This window comes from Micromonospora sp. B9E7, from assembly GCF_039871815.1.
Taxonomy (GTDB): domain Bacteria; phylum Actinomycetota; class Actinomycetes; order Mycobacteriales; family Micromonosporaceae; genus Micromonospora.
In genome coordinates, this window is the sequence record NZ_JBDPLX010000018.1 from 1 (window position 1) to 17260 (window position 17260).

14 protein-coding genes are annotated in these 17260 nt (G+C 71.2%); 9 read left to right on the forward strand and 5 right to left on the reverse strand.

The window, feature by feature from the left end:
* Positions 1–81: 81 nt before the first annotated feature.
* Genes ABGB10_RS24570 through thiC form a run of 3 tightly spaced genes read left to right on the forward strand, consistent with a single transcriptional unit; the run spans position 82 to position 3238 of the window.
* Positions 82–846, forward strand: a complete 765-nt coding sequence (locus tag ABGB10_RS24570) for a thiamine phosphate synthase (protein WP_347663436.1) — start codon at positions 82–84, stop codon at positions 844–846.
* On the forward strand, positions 843–1628 hold the full coding sequence (thiD, locus tag ABGB10_RS24575; RefSeq protein WP_347663315.1) for a bifunctional hydroxymethylpyrimidine kinase/phosphomethylpyrimidine kinase: 786 nt from the start codon (positions 843–845) through the stop codon (positions 1626–1628). The genes ABGB10_RS24570 and thiD overlap by 4 nt, the downstream gene beginning before the upstream one ends.
* A gap of 17 nt (positions 1629–1645) precedes the next feature.
* Positions 1646–3238: a phosphomethylpyrimidine synthase ThiC gene (thiC, locus tag ABGB10_RS24580; RefSeq protein WP_347663316.1), complete on the forward strand. Its 1593-nt coding sequence runs from the start codon at positions 1646–1648 to the stop codon at positions 3236–3238.
* A 135-nt stretch (positions 3239–3373) separates the two neighbouring features.
* On the opposite strand, the gene ABGB10_RS24585 is transcribed toward thiC, so the two are convergent.
* From ABGB10_RS24585 to ABGB10_RS24600, 4 genes are all read right to left on the reverse strand, one after another.
* The gene (locus ABGB10_RS24585) at positions 3374–6397 is read right to left on the reverse strand and encodes a hypothetical protein (RefSeq protein ID WP_347663317.1); all 3024 of its coding nucleotides are present in this window, start codon (positions 6395–6397) and stop codon (positions 3374–3376) included.
* A 77-nt stretch (positions 6398–6474) separates the two neighbouring features.
* The gene (locus ABGB10_RS24590; protein ID WP_347663318.1) at positions 6475–6783 is read right to left on the reverse strand and encodes a cupin; all 309 of its coding nucleotides are present in this window, start codon (positions 6781–6783) and stop codon (positions 6475–6477) included.
* Complete coding sequence (locus ABGB10_RS24595; RefSeq protein WP_347663438.1) at positions 6780–7730, reverse strand: LLM class F420-dependent oxidoreductase; 951 nt, start codon at positions 7728–7730, stop codon at positions 6780–6782. The genes ABGB10_RS24590 and ABGB10_RS24595 overlap by 4 nt, the downstream gene beginning before the upstream one ends.
* Before the next feature lie 2 nt (positions 7731–7732).
* A complete protein-coding gene (locus tag ABGB10_RS24600; protein WP_278141694.1) occupies positions 7733–8518 on the reverse strand; it encodes an ABC transporter ATP-binding protein in 786 nt (261 codons plus the stop codon).
* 267 nt (positions 8519–8785) lie between these two features.
* On the opposite strand from ABGB10_RS24600, the gene ABGB10_RS24605 reads away from it, so the two are divergent.
* Both ABGB10_RS24605 and ABGB10_RS24610 read left to right on the forward strand, forming a co-directional pair.
* On the forward strand, positions 8786–9817 hold the full coding sequence (locus ABGB10_RS24605; protein WP_347663319.1) for an ABC transporter substrate-binding protein: 1032 nt from the start codon (positions 8786–8788) through the stop codon (positions 9815–9817).
* A 103-nt stretch (positions 9818–9920) separates the two neighbouring features.
* Positions 9921–10778: an ABC transporter permease gene (locus ABGB10_RS24610; RefSeq protein WP_347663320.1), complete on the forward strand. Its 858-nt coding sequence runs from the start codon at positions 9921–9923 to the stop codon at positions 10776–10778.
* 237 nt (positions 10779–11015) lie between these two features.
* Here the strand turns inward: ABGB10_RS24610 and ABGB10_RS24615 are convergent, their stop codons facing one another.
* Positions 11016–12194, reverse strand: a complete 1179-nt coding sequence (locus ABGB10_RS24615) for an ABC transporter substrate-binding protein (RefSeq protein WP_347663321.1) — start codon at positions 12192–12194, stop codon at positions 11016–11018.
* 444 nt (positions 12195–12638) lie between these two features.
* Between ABGB10_RS24615 and ABGB10_RS24620 the strand changes: the two genes are divergently transcribed.
* The 4 genes from ABGB10_RS24620 (at position 12639) to ABGB10_RS24635 (ending at position 17245) form a co-directional block, all read left to right on the forward strand.
* On the forward strand, positions 12639–15782 hold the full coding sequence (locus tag ABGB10_RS24620) for a sensor histidine kinase (protein WP_347663322.1): 3144 nt from the start codon (positions 12639–12641) through the stop codon (positions 15780–15782).
* Positions 15779–16186 carry a roadblock/LC7 domain-containing protein gene (locus ABGB10_RS24625; RefSeq protein WP_007465177.1) on the forward strand — a complete coding sequence of 136 codons (408 nt, stop codon included), beginning with the start codon at positions 15779–15781 and terminating at the stop codon, positions 16184–16186. The genes ABGB10_RS24620 and ABGB10_RS24625 overlap by 4 nt, the downstream gene beginning before the upstream one ends.
* Positions 16187–16275: 89 nt before the next feature.
* The gene (locus ABGB10_RS24630; RefSeq protein ID WP_088950207.1) at positions 16276–16641 is read left to right on the forward strand and encodes a DUF742 domain-containing protein; all 366 of its coding nucleotides are present in this window, start codon (positions 16276–16278) and stop codon (positions 16639–16641) included.
* Positions 16622–17245 carry an ATP/GTP-binding protein gene (locus ABGB10_RS24635; RefSeq protein WP_347663323.1) on the forward strand — a complete coding sequence of 208 codons (624 nt, stop codon included), beginning with the start codon at positions 16622–16624 and terminating at the stop codon, positions 17243–17245. Before ABGB10_RS24630 ends, ABGB10_RS24635 begins: the two co-directional genes overlap by 20 nt.
* Positions 17246–17260: the final 15 nt, after the last annotated feature.

A 17260-nucleotide genomic window follows, 5' to 3' on the forward strand; every position in this document is an offset into this window, starting at 1 on the left:
CACCCAGCCCCCCACCCAGCCCCCCACCCAGCTGTAGATCTTGGAAGCAATCTGCCCCTGGAGGGGTCCATTCCTTCCAAGATCCCGTCGGGGGTTGTTGTTCTTACCGATCGGCTGGTCGCTCGCGGCGGGCTTGAGCGGGTCATCGCGGCAGCTGTGGCCGGGGGAGTGCGCTGGGTGGTGCTGCGGGAGAAGGACCTGTCCCGTGCCGAACGCGCCGCAATCGCCGCCGACCTGCGCGCGATCCTCGCCGACGTCGACGGCACCCTCGTCGTGGCCGGCCCCGATTCGCTCGGCGGCGACGCGGTCCATCTGCCGGCCGCCGGCCCGTACCCACCGCCGCCCCACACCCTGGTCGGCCGCTCCTGCCACGACCAGAGCGAGCTGGACCGCCTGACCACCGAGCACTACGCCACCATCTCCCCGGTCTGGCCCACGAGGACAAAACCGGGTTACGGCCCACCCCTGGGCCCGGACGGCCTGCGAAAGCTGGTCGAGGCCACCCCCGTGCCCCTGCTGGCCCTAGGCGGAGTGGAAACCCCAGACCAGGTAACGGCCTGCGTCGAGGCGGGAGCCGCAGGGGTGGCGGTGCTGGGCGCACTCATGCGAGCAGCAGACCCCACCGAAACAGCGGCGAGTCTGACCAGAGCCTTCAAAGAGGCGGTCACCCCCAAACTCGTAGAACCCGGCGCGGAGTCAGCCAGGTCCCCACGACGAGGGCTGCGGCCGACCGTGCCCACGCAGGGATCAAGCCTGACCGCCCGGAGTGGGCACGGTCGGCCGCAGCCCTCAACCGCAACCAGCAAAGGCCCGCAGCCCCAAACCGCAACCAAGGAAAGAAAATGACCCCGCGAACACTGCTGACCATCGCCGGTTCGGACTCCGGCGGCGGCGCAGGCATCCAGGCCGACCTCAAGGTCTTCGCGGCGCTGGGCACGTACGGCACCAGCGTCCTCACGGCGGTCACCGCGCAGAACACCCGGGGTGTCGACGCCGTCCTGCCGATGCCTCCGCGCACGGTCACCGAGCAGTTGGACAGCGTGCTCGCCGACTTCACCGTCGCCGCGGTCAAGACCGGGATGCTCGGCACTCCGGCGGTTGCCGACGTGGTGGCCGAGGCCGCACGGGTCGGTCGGCTGCCGAACCTCGTTGTCGACCCGGTGCTGGTCGCCACCAGTGGTCACCGGCTCGGTGTGGTGGACGCGGTGGAGCGGCTGCTGCCGTACGCCAGGGTGGCGACGCCGAACTGCGCGGAGGCCGCAGCCATCACCGGGCGCCCGGTCGACGACGTGGCCGCGATGGTCGTGGCCGCCGAGGCGCTCGCGGCCGGCGGACCGGAGTACGTGGTGGTCACCGGCGGCGACCTGGGCGGTGGCGAAGCGGTGGACGTGCTGCACGGGGACGGCGTCACCACTCTGCTGCGCGCCCCACGGGTGGACACGCGGCACACCCACGGCACCGGGTGCTCGTTCTCGGCGGCGATCGCGGTGCGGCTCGCACTCGGCGATCCGGTGCCGGCGGCGGTGGGATCGGCCAAGGAGTACGTGCTCCGCGCGCTGACCGGCGCGCGGAGTTGGGAGCTGGGCGCGGGGCGCGGGCCGCTGAACCACTTCGGCTGGTCCGCTTGATCACCAGGGAGGCTGTCATGCAGGCACGAGGCAAGGTGTACGTCGAGGGTTCACGACCGGACGTCCGGGTTCCGTTCGCGGAGGTGGAGTTGACCGGGGATCACCCGCCGGTGCGGCTCTACGACACGTCCGGGCCGGGGTCGGACCCGTCGGTGGGGTTGCCCGCATTGCGAGGCCCCTGGATCGCCGAGCGTGGTGACGTGGCACCGGTGCGGGGGGCGGGTACCCCGCTGGCCGGGATGGACGGTCGCCGGCCCACGCAGCTCGCGTACGCGCGGGCGGGTGTGGTGACGCCGGAGATGGAGTTCGTGGCGATCCGGGAGAACGTCGAGCCGGAACTCGTGCGAGCCGAGATCGCCGCCGGCCGGGCGGTGCTGCCACTCAACGTGAACCACCCGGAGTGTGAACCGGCGATCATCGGTAAGGCGTTCCTGGTCAAGGTGAACGCCAACATCGGCACCTCGGCGGTCAGCTCGTCGGTGGCGGAGGAGGTGGAGAAGCTCACCTGGGCCACCCGGTGGGGTGCGGACACCGTGATGGACCTGTCCACGGGAAAGCGGATCCACGAGACCCGCGAGGCGATCGTGCGGAACTCGCCGGTGCCGATCGGGACGGTGCCGATCTACCAGGCGTTGGAGAAGGTCGGCGGCGACCCGGTGAAGCTGAGCTGGGAGGTCTTCCGGGACACCGTGATCGAGCAGGCCGAGCAGGGCGTGGACTACATGACGGTGCACGCCGGGGTGCTGCTGCCGTACGTGCCGCTGGCCGTGGACCGGGTCACCGGGATCGTCTCCCGAGGCGGCTCGATCATGGCGGCCTGGTGCCTGGCGCACCACGAGGAGAACTTCCTCTACACCAACTTCGCGGAGCTGTGTGCGCTGCTCGCGAAGTACGACGTGACGTTCTCCCTCGGTGACGGGCTGCGCCCCGGCTCGATCGCGGACGCCAACGACGAGGCGCAGTTCGCCGAGCTGCGCACCCTCGGGGAGCTGACGAAGATCGCCTGGGAGTACGACGTCCAGGTGATGATCGAGGGCCCGGGCCACGTGCCGATGCACAAGATCAAGGAGAACGTGGACCTGCAGCAGGAGTGGTGCCACGAGGCGCCCTTCTACACGCTCGGGCCGCTGACCACCGACATCGCGCCGGCCTACGACCACATCACCTCGGCGATCGGCGCCGCGATGATCGGCATGTTCGGCACCGCGATGCTCTGCTACGTGACCCCGAAGGAGCACCTCGGCCTGCCGGACCGGGACGACGTGAAGGCGGGCGTGATCGCGTACAAGATCGCGGCGCACGCGGCGGACCTGGCCAAGGGGCACCCGGGGGCCCAGGAGTGGGACGACGCGCTCTCCAAGGCGCGGTTCGAGTTCCGCTGGGAGGACCAGTTCAACCTCTCGCTGGACCCGGAGACCGCGCGGTCGTACCACGACGCGACCCTGCCCGCCGAGCCCGCGAAGACCGCGCACTTCTGCTCGATGTGCGGCCCGAAGTTCTGCTCCATGAAGATCACCCAGGAGCTGAAGGAGTACGCGGCCCGCGGCATGAAGGACAAGTCGGAAGAGTTCGTCTCCGGAGGTGGGAAGGTCTACCTGCCGCTGGCCTGACGGTGCGGCAGGCGGCTCGGCTCGGCTCGCCCGGTCGACCCGCCGCAGGATGATCGACTCGGGTTCACTGGTGTCGCGGTGTCCAAGCGGGTGGGATAGCCCGACTTCAGTGAACCCGAGTGGATCAAGCGGGACTCACTCGCGGTGGTGCCGGCCGGTGGAGCGCAGCGAACGGCGAGCGTTTCCCTGCTCCGGCTCGTTGTCCGACACCGGCTTGCTCAGCCCTGCGACCCAGTCGACGAACTCCTCGTCCTGAGCCGGCAGCGGTTCCGTCTCGCCCGCCGGTTCCTGACCTTCCTCGGCCCGGGACCGGTTACGGCGGAAGAGGCCACCGAGCCGTCCGCGCCGGGAGGGCTGTTCCGCGACCTTGCCCGGTGTCGGCGTGGCGTCGACGCTCGCCGGGTCGTCGGTGTCGGAGGCCGTACCGGCGGTGACCGGCACGACCGGGAAATCCGAGGCGCTCGGGTTCTCGGGCGGAGTTGACGTTTCGCTGCTCGTGGTCGGACCGGTCGGTGTCGTGCGGATCGTCGAAGGGTCCGGTGAGTCGGTCGGTCCGGTGCGCCGGGTCGTGTCGAAGGCGTTCCAGGTGCTGGCCCGGCTCAGATCCGGCAGCGGCGCCCGGTGGCGGGGCCGCTGCGTCGGCCCCGATGGCTTGTCCGGCTCGGTCGGCGCATCCGAAGCCGTCGACTCCTGTCCAGGAGTCTGTGGCGGCACCGTCCATGCGGAGGTGACCGGCCAGGGCGATCGCGCGGGTGTCCACCGGTCCGTGTCGGAGTTGCCGGTGGTCGTGATCCCGAACAACCCAGCGGCGGAACCGTCCTCGGTGGCCGTCCGAGCCTCGTCGGCGTCGCCGGCCCGGTCGGCTGCGGACGCACCTGCCGGGTCGGCTGGTGGCGTGGCGGAACTGGCGGTTGCGGTAGCCGGTGGCGCGGTGGTGCTGGTGGCCGGGGCGGTGGAACCGGTGGCTGCGTCGGCGGGTGGCGCGGTGGAGTCGGTGGTTGCGTCGGCCGGGGTACGCGGCGGGCCCGCCTTCGGGTCGGCCACCTCCGACGTCGGGCTGGTCGCGGCGGCGCGCGGCGGCTTGACTGCTGCCGCCTTCGGGTCGGCTGTTGCCGTCCTGGCAGTGGCTGCTTCGCTCTTCACGCCGGTGACCGGAGTGCGCGGCGGGTCGACCGCCTCGGCCGCCGGGCCGGTCACGGCGGCCGGTGCTCCTGTCGTACCGGTTGCGGTGGTCGGGACCGCTGCCGTCGCGCGGGCCGGGGAGGCCTTGGCTGCCTGGTCGGACCCGGCGTCCTGGCTCTCGTTGCTGACCACCGGAGTGTCGGTTGGCGTGCCGGAACCGGTGCTGTCTGCGGACCTGCCGGGATGGGTGCCTCGCTTCGTGCGCCCGGCGGCCGTATCGTCGCTGCTCTTCGACTCGGTTGGCGACGTCTCGCCGGGAGCGTCAGAGGTGGCATCCGAACCGACCTTCGGCTTACGGGTACGGCGCGGCTTGAGCGCCGCCGCCGCATCGCCCGCACCCGTGCTGGCCGCGCCGGCGCTGACCGCACCCGTGCTGGCCGCGCCGGTCGTGCCGATGCCGGTCTTGTCCGTGCTGGCCTTGCCCGTGCTGGTCGCATCCGTGCCGGTCTTGCCCGTGCTGGTCGCGCCCGCGCTGGCCGTGCTGGTCGCGTCTGTGCTGGCCGCACCCGTGCTGGTTGTGCTCGCACGGATGCCGCGGTCGTCGGTCGCTGGACCGTTCGTGCGCGTTGTCGCGCTGTCGGTCGGCTCGTCGCCGGTAGGGCCGACCGCCGGGGCGGCGGCACCCGCACGGCCGGCCGTGCCGCTGGTCGAGGCAGGGTTGGTCGGGCTGCCGCTGGTCGGGCTGCTGACATCGGTGGTGGCCGAGCGTTCGCTGTCGGCCGAGGAGGTGCTGTCCTCCGGGCTCAGCCTGCGGGTCCGCGTGTCGGCGGTGAACTCGCCGGTCGGATCGGTCAGCCAGGATGCGGGTTTGGCCGGCGCGTCAGGGGTTGCCGCGGCGGCGGCGGGGGGCGGGCCGTGTTGACCGCCCGTGGTGGTCGCTGGCCAGTCCCAGTGGGCCGGGACGGTGCGTACACCGTCGGAGCCGTCGGCGGCCCACGGACCTGGGACGAGGGCGGCCGGCTTGGTGTCGGCGGGCGTCTTCGCGTCGGTGCGCTCGGCGGTGGCCGACTCGTTCGGCGAATCCGTCGACGCCGTGCCCGGCAGCTCCGTGCCCGGCAGCTCCGGACCCGGGGGTAGCGGGCGCAGGATGTCGGAGGGCTCGATGGCCTGCGTGTCACCGGTACGAGCGCCGCCGGGCCAAGGCAGCAGCGCGGCGGCCGCCGCGCCGAGCGCGCCGGCGAGGATCGCGATCAACGAGCCGTAGTAGGGGGTGGCCTGGTAGCGGTCCACCGTGTCACCCGGACCGGCGGTCAGGTACGCGAATGCCACGAGCACCGGACCGGCCACCCCGGTGGCTCCGCTGACCAGTGGTGCCTGACCTCGCCAGCGGGCCAGCCCGGCGGTCGCCGCGCCGGCCAGCAGTGCCACGATGGGCAGCAGGAGCAGCGCCAGCCGTTGCGCGGCGGAATCGTCCAGCCAACTCGGCTCCAGGACGCCGAGCCGTACCGTCGGCAGCGGGCCGGCCGTACCGAGCGACGGCAGGACCGAGATCATCGCCAGCAGCCAGACCGCGCCGGCCACGGCCGCCATGTTCCAGCCCAGCTCGGGCCGGAGCAGGACAGCGATCGCCGCGCCCGCTCCGATCACCGCTCCAAGTACGGCGCAGATGCCCACCGCCCACACCGGGTCGACCGAGATCAACTCGGCGGCGCGGGCGGGCTGCATGCAGAGCGGAGCGATGACGGTGGCACCTAGTGCCGCCGCGCCACCGATCGCCAACTGGCGGCCGGTGCTGGGCGCCGGTGCGTCGCGGCGGGCGAGGCGTCCGGTCAGGACGGCGCCGGCGACGGCGGCGTTCGCGGCGAACCAACCGACCCAGACGAGCTGGGTCGGCCACTGGTTGACGGTCGTACCGGTGAAGGCGCCGGTCAGCCGGACGATGCCGAAACCGTACGCGACGCCGAGCTGGCCGGCTCCGGCCAGCACGCTCACCCCGAGCGCCGTGAGCAGCAGTCTGCCCCAGGTCCGAAAGGCCATGTCGGGCACGTTACGCACCTGGTACACCGGATCGCCACCGGCGCGCCGCGCGGCGCGCCGGACCGCGCTCGGCGGGTCTACTTGAGTTCGACCAGCCGGGCCAGGTATGTCGTGTCTCCGACATTGGTGAGCATATGGATCGCGCCCGGGTCCCGGTAGACCACTCCGCCGGTGGGCTCGTCGGCGTCGATCCGGGTGCCGTCGATGGTCTGTACGACGTTCTTCGCGCCCTCGATCGCCACCACCAGGTACGGGTGGTCGTGCCGGTGCAGCGGTTGCCGCTCGCCGGGCTCGAGGCGGATGTGCCAGACCCGGACCCGGTCGTTCTCGAACACGATCTCCTGGCCCACCGGCCCGAGTTCGGTTCCGTCGATCACGTCGGTCATCGTTCTCCGTCCAGCTGGGGAAGCACCTCGGCGGCGATCAGTTCGAGGTGGTCGAGGTCGTCGAAGTCGATCAGACGGAGGTGCACCCGGGTGGTGCCGATCGCGGCGAACTCGCCGATCCGCTGCGCGAGCTGCGCGGGTGAGCCGACCACCGGGTCCTCCGGCGGCAGTGCGCTCTTCACGTGCAGGGGCGCGGCCCGCCGCCGGGCCTCCTCGTCGGTCCGGCCGATGGCCACGACGATGCCGGCGGAGAGCACCAGCGGTGCGCGCCCGGACTCCCTGCGCCCGGTGCGCTCGCACGCCTCCCGTACCCGGTCGTACGCCTCGGCGGTGTCCGCCACGGACTTGAACGGCATGTTGAACTCGTCGGCGTACCGGGCGGCCAGCTCCGGGGTGCGCTTGGGACCGCGACCCCCCACGATGATCGGCGGCCCGGGCACCTGTACCGGCTTGGGCAGGGCGGGCGCGTCCACCAACCGGTAGTGGTCGCCGGTGAAGCTGTAGGTCTCCCCGGACGGGGTCCCCCACAGCCCGGTGATCACCTCAAGCTGCTCGGCCAGCCGGTCGAAGCGTTCGCCGACCGGCGGGAACGGGATGCCGTACGAGGTGTGCTCACGCTCGTACCAGCCGGCCCCGATGCCCAGGTCGACGCGCCCGCCGCTCATCTGGTCGACCTGCGCGACCAGCACCGCGAGCGGGCCGGGCAGGCGGAAGGTGGCCGACGTCACCAGGGTGCCGAGCCGGATCCGTTCGGTCTCCCGGGCCAGCGCGGCGAGGGTCAGCCAGGCGTCCGTCGGGCCGGGCAGGCCCGGGTCGGCGCCCATCGACTGGTAGTGGTCGGCGCGGAGGAATCCCTCGTAGCCGCAGGCCTCGACCAGCCGCGCGAACCGGAGTTGGGTGTCGTAGGTGGCGCCCCGGTTGGGTTCGGTGAAGACCGACACCCGCATGTTCATCGTCCTTCCGCGCCGGCCGCCGCCGGCTCGTCGCGTTCCATCAACAGCTCGTGGAGGTCGGCGCTGACGCGCGCGACGTCGGCCAGGTGGGCGTTGCGGCCCAGGGTGCGGGGCCGGGGGATGTCGACGTCGAGCACCTTGCGGATCCGGCCGGGGCGGGGGCTCAGCACGACCACCCGGTCGGCGAGCAGCACCGCCTCGTCGATCGAGTGGGTGACGAAGACGATGGTCGGCTTGTTCTCCATGTGCACCCGCTGGAGCTCGCCGGACAGTTCCTCGCGGGTGAGCGCGTCGAGCGCGGAGAACGGCTCGTCCATCAGCATCACCCGGGGCTCGCCGATCAACGACCGGCACAGCGAGACCCGCTGCTGCATGCCGCCGGAGAGTTCGTGCGGCAGGCGCTTCTCGAAGCCGGCAAGACCGGCCACGTCGAGCAGCTGCCGGGCGCGCTCGCGGTGCTTGGCGCGGCTCCAGCCGAAGATCTCCACGGGCAGCAGGACGTTGTCCAGCACGGTGCGCCAGGGCAGCAGCGCCGGCTTCTGGAACAGCATGGCGATGTCCTGGCGCGGGCGGGCGATCGGCGTGCCGGCCACGGTGATCTCGCCAGCGGTCAGCGGGAGCAGCCCGGCGATCAGCCGCAGCAGCGTGGACTTTCCGCAACCGGAGCGGCCGAGCACCGCGACGAACTCACCCTCGGCGACGTCGAGGTCGATGCCGCGCAGCGCCTCCACCCGGCCGGACCGGCCTTCGAAGGTACGGGACACTCCGGACAGTCGGATCATCTCCGGCGGCCTCCGCTGAGTGGACGGTCAGGAATCCGACAAAGGCTAGCCGGCCCATCGTTGTATCGCACCGTCCGGGGTGGTCGTCAGGTTGTTTCCGTTCCGCAACCCGATGCACCTGGCGTCGCAAAGGTGGGTTTCTCGTACGCTGTGCCCGCGAAGAGTCCCCCCACGACGGCGGCGCCGGCTTCCGCCCCTCCCGCCGGCCCGTCACGACAACCCCTCCGGTGGCCTGTCGGCCCCGGTCGGAAAGGACATGGTGCTTTGATGAGAAGGCTGACCCGTACGGTCGCTACGGCCGCGCTGGCCACCGCCCTCGCCTTTGTCTCCGCCTGCAGCAGCGGGTCGGATTCGGCCGACGACGCCAAGGGCGGCGACAGCAAGAGCCTGGAGAAGGTGACCTACCTCACCTCCTTCGGCAACTTCGGCCGTGACTCCTACGCCTACGTGGCGAAGGAGAAGGGCTACTTCAAGGAAGCCGGCTTCGAGGTTGAGATCAAGCCCGGTCAGGGCACCGGTGGCGTGATCCAGACCGTCGTCGGTGGCCAGGCCGACTTCGGCCCGATCGACCTCACCGGCGGTCTGCTCCAGGTCGGCAACGGCCAGGCGAAGGACTTCACCGTGGTGGCCGCGATCCAGCAGCGCACCATGGCCGGCATCGCCACGGTCGAGGGCAAGAACATCGCCTCGCCGAAGGACCTGGAGGGCAAGAAGCTCGCCGACACCCCCGGGTCCGTGGTCCGCAACCTCTTCCCGACGTACGCCCGGCTCGCCGGCGTGGACGTCAACAAGGTGACCTGGGTCAACGGTGAGGCGCAGGCCCTGATCGGCACGCTGGCCTCCGGCCAGGTGGACGGCATCGGCCAGTTCGTCGTCGGTCAGCCGACCATCGAGGCGGTGGCCAAGAAGAAGGCCGTCATGCTGCCGTACAGCAACGTGATGCAGGACCTCTACGGCAACGTGCTGATCACCTCCTCGAAGATCGCCAAGGAGAAGCCCGAGATGGTGAAGCGGTTCACCGCGGCGCTGCTCAAGGGCCTGGAGTACAGCCTGGCCAACTCCAAGGAGGCCGGCGAGATCCTGAAGAAGAACGTCGACGCCGCCAACCCGGTCGCCGCAGCCGCCGAGCTGGAGCTGATGGCCGCGTACGTCCGCTCCGGCAACACCGGCACCGCGATCGGCACCCTGGACAGCGGTCGGGTCGCCAAGAGCATCGCCATCCTGCAGGGCGCCGGCGCGCTGAAGCAGAACATCACCCCCGAGCAGATCATCGACTTCAGCCTCGCGCCGAAGGCCTGATCGTCCGGTCGTCACCAGGGGGTACGTTCCGCCGATCCCGGTGGGGCGTACCCCCGTCGCTCGTCGGCCCCCACGGGGGCCGTGGGATTTCGAGGAGGACAAGATGACCGACGTCCGGTCAGCGGACCCGGCGGTGGCGGCAACCCCGTCCCCGGGTGCCGGCCCCGAGACGGGGCGCGCGGGTCGAGGTGCCGGTCTCCGGGCCGGGGCCGGGGCGACGCTGCCCGCGGTCGGCCTCCTGGTCGCTCTGGCGGCGTGGTGGCTGATCGCCCGGCTGGAGCTGATCCATCCCGCGGCGCTGCCGCCGCCCGGCGACGTGCTCACCGCGTTCGTCGACAAGCCCGCCCAGATGCTGGAACACACCTGGGACACCCTGCTGGAGATCGTGTACGGCTTCGCCCTCTCGGCGGCCGCCGGTGTCCTGATCGGACTCTCCCTGGCCAGCTCCCGCACGGTCGAGCGGATGTTCACCCCGCTGCTGGTCGCGGTGAACGCGGTGCCGAAGATCACGCTGGGCCCGCTGCTGGTGGTGGCGCTCGGCTGGGGCCAGAAGCCGATCCTGACCATGGTGTTCCTGCTCTGCTTCTTCCCGATCGTGCTCTCGACCGCGACCGGCCTCACCACCACGCCTGCGGACCTGGCCGAACTGGTGCGTTCCTGGAACGCGTCCCGCTGGCAGGCGTTCCGTAAGGTGCGCTTCCCGGCCGCGCTGCCGCAGATCTTCGTCGGGCTCAAGGTGGCCATGCCGTTGGCCGCGATCGGCGCCGTGATCGGTGAGTTCCAGGCCGGCGAGACCGGCCTCGGCTACGTCATCACGCAGTACGCCGGCGTCGGCGACACCGCCACCGCCTGGGCGGCGATCATGCTGGTGGCGCTGGTGAGCATCCTGCTCTACTCGGCGCTGCTGCTCATCGAGCGGATGGCTCTGCCCTGGGTCCGCGAGACCACCAGCAGCCACTGACCCACCAAGAGCAAAATCAACGACCGGCACCAAGACACAATTCAAGATCAACACCAAGAACGCGAAGGGCCGGCCTCCCACTCAGGAGGCCGGCCCGTTTCATCGACGTTGCTGGCGCAAAGGGTGTGGCCGACCGTGCCCGGCGGAGGGATCAAGCCTGACCGCCCGGAGCCGGGCACGGTCGGCCACACCCCCACCCGGCACCCGATGAAGCGCCGGAACCACAAGGCCCAGCGTTTACCCCGCCAACCGCCACCTGCCGTTGCGGGCGACCAGCGTGGTGAGCGCCTGCGGCATCAGGCCGCTGTGGTTGTCCGGCGTCATTCGGATCGGCCCGGACAGGCCATCCATCTGTGACGTCTCGAGCACGTCCCGAAGGCCGTCGCGGTTCACCTTGCCGACTTCACCGCCGGCCCGCAGTTCCGCGTCGGCGATCAGCTGGATGGCGTCCGCGGCGAAGGACGACGACCCGTTGTAGCCGCCGAAGCGTGCCGTGTAGTCCTGGAACCACTGCCGCCGCGCGGCCTTGGCCGGCGTGGTCGCGATCACGTCGTCGATCACCATCGTCTGGGTGAAGATCAGCGTCGCACGCTCGGTGGCCTTGGCCGCCGCGCCGAGGAAGAGGTCACCGGCCGCGCCCGCGTCGAAGAAGAGCGACCCACGGAAGGTGGTCTGCTGCGCGCTGGTGGCGGCCAGCATCGCCTGCTCCGGCGGGGTCCAGAAGACGAGCGCGTCCGGCTTGGCCGTCGTGAGCAGCTGGACCTGCTGGTTCACGTCGGTGTCAGTGATCTTGGCCTTCTGCTCGCGAAGCGTGATGTTGGCCTTGTCCAACTCGCTCTTGAGCGCGGCCATGCCCTCCCGGCCGTAGTCGTCGTCGCTGACGAGCGCCCCCACCTTGCGGACGTTGTTGCGGCGCAGTTCGGTGGTCAGTGCGGCGGCGCTGTCGGCGGCGTTGGGGCCCAGCTTGAACACGTACCGCCGGTCGGCGACCGGGCTGGTGATCGCGCCGGAAGCGGCGAGCGCAATGGTGGGAATCCGCTTCTCGTTGATGGTCCCGACCGCGCCGACCGCGCATTCGTTGCAACCACCCATGATGATGGCGCTGACCCGGGAATCGCTGCTGAAGTCCGCGATGTTGCGAAGAGACTCGGCGGAGTCGGAACGGTTGTCCTTCACCTTAAGTTCGATCTTCCGGCCGTCGAGCGCGCCGGAGGCGTTCAACTGATCGCGCTTGAGTTCGAGGGCTCGCTGGTATGTCCGGCCAACCGGGGCCGCAGCGCCGGACAGTTCGAGGTCGGCGGCAATCACGATCGGACTCGTGTCTTTCTCCGCTTCACCAAACTGGCAGCCGGTGAGCGTGGTGGCCACTACGGCCGATGCGAGCGCCGCGATGGTCGCGGAGCGGATGGGGCTCAACTCAGTCCTCCAGGTGCGGGCGCGGGCGCTGCCCGGTCACCGCCGTTAATCCGTCCTCAGTGGAGGGCGGGATCTCCTCTGCCGTACGGTGTGCGCGAAGCCTGCAAAACCTTGCCAATGGCCGGCGCTGTGGTCAAGCGCGGACTGCGGCAGCGGTTTCGGGACGGTCATCCCACATGCTGGGGTAACGCAATGTTTGCAAAACCTCACTTTGCACACACGCGTGACCACTCTGGAGTTACATGCCCTGTTCAGGGGCTTGCGGAAATGAAGGTATCAGTTGACCGGATCACGGGATGCGCTCCGTCCGACCGTTTCCTACCTCACTGCGGCTTCCCAAACCCGATCTTCTCTGATGAAATCGCGGCCGTGCCGCGCGTGGTCCCCTCCGCTTACGGCATGGCTCGGCGGGTCAGGCGGGGAAGAAACGACGGAGGCGATGTCGTGAGCACCGGACCGACGACCCTGCCCACGCTTGGCGACAGCGCTCGGCGTCCGAGCCGACGGTTGCCCAGACTGCGGGACGCCCGGATCCGGTCCAAGTTGGCGCTGATCCTGGTCGTCCCGGTGGCGGCGGTGATCGCGCTGGCCACGGTCCGGCTGATCTCCGTTGGAGAGGGCGCCTTCGACGCCACCCGGGCCCGCTCGTTGACGGCGCTCGCGATCGACGTCAGCGCCCTCACGCAGGACCTGCAGAGCGAGCGGATGGCCGCGGCGGCCTACCTGGCCACGCCGCAACAGCCGGCCGACGCGTACAACCTGCGGGTTCGGCAGACGCAGCAGCAGGTGGACGAGTACCGCGCCGAGCGGGGCCGGATCGGCGAGGTGCCGGCGGCCCTGCGCGAGCGACTGGCCGTCATCGACGAGCACCTGGCCACTCTGGACGGCACCCGCCAGGAGGTGTTGGACCGCCGGCAGATGGCGGTCGCCGAGGCGGTGCTCCGTTACGGCGTCATCCTCACCGACCTGATCGCCTACGGCGACGGCCTGGCCCAGCTGCCCGGCTCCGAGAGCCTGGCGGACAGCCGCCGCGCGGTCGCCGCCTTCGCCCGTGCCAAGGCCTCCGTCGCCGAGGAGGAGGCGGTCGCCTTCACCGCGCTGACGGCGGGCCAGCTCGACTCCGAGCAGTTCTCCTCCTTCGTGGCGACGCTGACCAGTCAGCAGGAGGCCCTGGTCGCCTTCTCCCTGGCCGCCGACCCGGTGCAGCGCGCACTCGTCGACAGCACCGTCTCGGGTGACGCCGTCGGCCTGGCCGACCGGGTGGCCACCGACATCACCCGCTCGGTCGGGCAGCGCCCGCTGGTCACCGCGCAGGACGCCACCGCCGCCATCGGCGCCGTGAACGATCTGATGCGCTGGGCCGAGATCCAACTCCAGGACCGGCTGCTCCAGCAGGCCGACGCGGCGCGCTCGGACGTCATCCGACAGGCCGTGGTCGAATCGGTCCTGGTGCTGCTGACCCTGATCATCGCCGTGTCGCTGGCCGTGGTGCTGGCCCGCTCGCTCAACCACTCGCTGCGCCGGCTGCGTGAGGGCGCCCTCTCGGTGGCGAACCACGACCTGCCGGACGCCGTGCAGCGGTTGCAGACCATGGGCAGTGTGGGCGACGGCGGGGTGGACGAGATCGTCCGCCAGGTCCGGGACCCCATCCAGCTCAACAGCCGCGACGAGGTCGGTCAGGTGGCGGTGGCGTTCAACGTCGTCCACCGCGAGGCGGTACGGGTCGCGGCCGAGCAGGCCGCGCTGCGTACCAGCGTCTCGGCGATGTTCCTCAACCTGGCCCGTCGTAGTCAGACCCTGGTCGACCGGATGATCGGCGAGCTGGACGCGATCGAGCGTGGCGAGGAGGACCCGAAGCGGCTCGCGCAGCTGTTCGAGCTGGACCACCTGGCCACCCGAATGCGCCGCAACGACGAGAACCTGCTGGTCCTGGCCGGTGCCGACTCCGGCGTACCGCGTCGCGACGACGCGCTGGTGGTCGACGTGCTGCGCGCCGCCCAGTCCGAGGTGGAGTTGTACAACCGCATCGAGTTCGGGACGGTCGACACCGACATCTCGGTGGCCGCGCACGCGGTCAACGACGTGGTACGCCTCGTCGCCGAGCTGCTCGACAACGCCACCCGGTTCTCGCCGCCGAACACGACAGTGGTCGCCGACGGTCGTCGGATCCGCGACTACGTCCTGATCCAGATCGAGGACCGTGGGCTCGGCCTCACCGACGAGCAGCTCGACTCGCTCAACCGGCGGCTGGCCGCCCCGCCGAGCGTCGACGTCGCCGCGTTCCGGCTGATGGGTCTGGCCGTGGTCAGTCGGCTCGCCTCCCGCTACGGCATCCGGGTGGAGCTGCGCCGCAACGTGGAGGGCGGCACCGTCGCCCAGGTGACGCTGCCCGCCGCCACGGTGGTGCTACCCAGCAACCGGGGCCGCGACCAGGCGCTCACCCGGCCGCGTCAGCCGATGGCCGTGGAGCAGACGCCGCTCACGCCGGCCGGTCACGCCGAGCAGTTCGCCGGCGCCACGACCTCGGCGGCGACGCTGCCGGACCAGTGGCGGACCAACGCGCCGGCACCCACGCAGTGGCAGTCCCCGCTGGACTCGCGGGACACCACTCCGGCGGTGCAGGCGGGTGGCTACGCCGGCACGCGCTCGACGGTGCCGCCGGCACCAGCAGCCCCGGCACCCGTCGCACCGCTCCCGCCGGCGCGGTCCGCGTACGGCAACGGGCTGGGCGCCTCGACGGGCAGTCCGACCGTGGCCTACCCGACCATCGACCCGCTGCCCCGGCGTGGCGCGAACTCGGACGCCGAGGACGGGCACGGCGCCTCCCCGGGTCTGCCGGTCGGGCCGGTCGCCGGCCCCGGCGCGGTGGCACCGCCCCCCGCCCCCTCGGTGCCCCCCGCACCGGTGAGCACCCGTCCGGACTTCCCCGCCGAAGCACCGATCTTCCGGGAGATGGAGGCGGTCTGGTTCCGGTCGCACGGCGACGACGCCACCGCGATCTTCACCCGGCCCAACTTCGACGAGCCGCCGGCGACCATGCCAACTCCGGTCGACGCCGGCCCGCGTACGCGCGGTGGCGCCCAGCCGAGTGCCGCTCCCGCGCCCGCCGCCGCGCCGGCCCGGCCGAAACTGCCGACCCGTACCCCGGGCAGCTCCAGCAGCGACGGTGCCAGCACGCCGGGCACCAGGGGGCTCGGCGGCAACGCGGCCGGGAGCGGGCTCGGCGCACCGCCCTCGGCGCCACCGTCGTACAACCCGCCTCCGGCTGCCCGGCCGGCCGCGCCCAGCGCGCCCAGCGCGCCCTCGGCGGACGCCGGGGCGTGGCGGACGGCTGCCGACGAGGGCTGGTCCCGGGCCAGTCGGGCAGCCGAGCCGGCTCCCGCCGGGACCACCCGCTCCGGCTTGCCCAAGCGGGTGCCACAGGCACAGCTCGTGCCGGGCGGCATCGAACCGAAGAGCGGCCGGGACCGCAGCCGGCGGACCCCTGATGAAGTACGCGGTCTGCTGTCGGCCTACCACCGTGGTGTGCAACGCGGTCGGACGGCCGGAACGGACCTGAACAGCACCTCGACCAAGGAGAGCCGATGAACAGGCCAGCTGCCATGCAGGACATGGGTTGGCTGCTCACCAACTTCGCCGACAGCGTGGCGGGCATCGCCCACGTGGTGGCGGTGTCCGCCGACGGGCTGCTGCTCGCGTCCTCCCGGGATCTTCCCGGGGACCGGGCTGACCAGCTCGCCGCGATCACCTCTGGCGTGGTGAGCCTGACCGAGGGCGCGGCCCGGATGTTCAGCGCGGGCGGGGTGTTGCAGACAGTCATCGAGATGGACAGCGGGTACCTCTTCCTGATGTCGATCAGCGACGGCTCGTCGATGGCCGTGCTGGCCGCCCGCAGCTGCGACGTGGGCCAGGTGGGCTACGAGATGGCACTGCTGGTCGAGCGGGTGGGTGCGGCGCTGGTGCCGCTGCCACGGGACGCGGTGCGTTCCTAGCACCGGAAGGCGGCGCGCGATCCGTGCGTCGCGACAGCGACCGGAGCCGGCTTCCGCCGACTCCACGGGGGACGAGGAGGTGATCGGGGATGGACCAACGGCGCGTTGACCCACGCGGGGCGCTGGTGCGTCCGTACGCGGTCACCCGCGGTCGTACCGAGCCCCGGCAGGACATCGCCCTCGAGGCCGTCCTCACCGCGTCTCTCACCCAGGTCGCCGAGTCCCGCTTCGCCGGGCATGACAAGCACCGCATCGCCACGGTCTGCGAGGGCCGAGCACAGTCGCTGGCGGAGATCGCCGCGTACACCCGGATGCCGCTGGGCGTCGCCCGGGTGTTGGTCGCCGACATGGTGGCCGAGAGCCTGCTGACGTTACACACTGCTGCTCCCGCCGAGGGGTTCGAGGAGCGGATGGAACTGCTTGGAAGGGTGCTAAGTGGACTTCGCAGGCTATGACCCCGCTGGGGGGCGGCCGGGCCGGGGAATCGTCTCCGCGAAGATCGTCGTCGCGGGCGGCTTCGGCGTTGGTAAGACGACACTGGTCGGGGCGATCTCCGAGATCACACCGCTGACCACCGAGGCGTTGATGACCGCGGCGGGCGTCGGCATCGACGACCCGTCCAAGGTGCCGGGCAAGGAGACCACCACGGTCGCCATGGACTTCGGCCGTATCACCATGGCCCAGGACCTGATCCTGTACCTCTTCGGTACACCCGGTCAGACCCGGTTCTGGTTCATGTGGGACGAGATCATCCGAGGTGCGGTGGGTGCCGCCGTGCTGGTGGACACGCGCCGGATCACCGACGCGTTCGCCCCGCTCGACTACTTCGAGAACCGCAACCTGCCGTACGTGGTGGCCCTGAACCGGTTCGACGGCGCTCCCCAGTACGAGCCGGAGGAGGTTCGCGAGGCGCTCGCCATCTCGCCGCAGGTGCCGCTGGTGATGACCGACGCCCGGCACCGGGAATCGGTCAAGCAGGTGCTGGTGACGGTTGTCGAGCACGCCATGCTCCGCCTTGAGGCCGAGCACGGGCGGGGCTTCGCCACGCCGGTCGGCTGATCTGTCGTGTCCCGG

What these genes read in the sequence shown, in the direction of transcription:
- thiD (WP_347663315.1), top strand. Translation starts at nt 843, where the DNA reads ATGACCCCGCGAACACTGCTGACCATCGCCGGTTCGGACTCCGGCGGC.
- thiC (WP_347663316.1), top strand. Translation starts at nt 1,646, where the DNA reads ATGCAGGCACGAGGCAAGGTGTACGTCGAGGGTTCACGACCGGACGTC.
- ABGB10_RS24585 (WP_347663317.1), bottom strand. Translation starts at nt 6,397, where the DNA reads ATGGCCTTTCGGACCTGGGGCAGACTGCTGCTCACGGCGCTCGGGGTG.
- ABGB10_RS24590 (WP_347663318.1), bottom strand. Translation starts at nt 6,783, where the DNA reads ATGACCGACGTGATCGACGGAACCGAACTCGGGCCGGTGGGCCAGGAG.
- ABGB10_RS24595 (WP_347663438.1), bottom strand. Translation starts at nt 7,730, where the DNA reads ATGCGGGTGTCGGTCTTCACCGAACCCAACCGGGGCGCCACCTACGAC.
- ABGB10_RS24600 (WP_278141694.1), bottom strand. Translation starts at nt 8,518, where the DNA reads ATGATCCGACTGTCCGGAGTGTCCCGTACCTTCGAAGGCCGGTCCGGC.
- ABGB10_RS24605 (WP_347663319.1), top strand. Translation starts at nt 8,786, where the DNA reads ATGAGAAGGCTGACCCGTACGGTCGCTACGGCCGCGCTGGCCACCGCC.
- ABGB10_RS24610 (WP_347663320.1), top strand. Translation starts at nt 9,921, where the DNA reads ATGACCGACGTCCGGTCAGCGGACCCGGCGGTGGCGGCAACCCCGTCC.
- ABGB10_RS24625 (WP_007465177.1), top strand. Translation starts at nt 15,779, where the DNA reads ATGAACAGGCCAGCTGCCATGCAGGACATGGGTTGGCTGCTCACCAAC.
- ABGB10_RS24630 (WP_088950207.1), top strand. Translation starts at nt 16,276, where the DNA reads ATGGACCAACGGCGCGTTGACCCACGCGGGGCGCTGGTGCGTCCGTAC.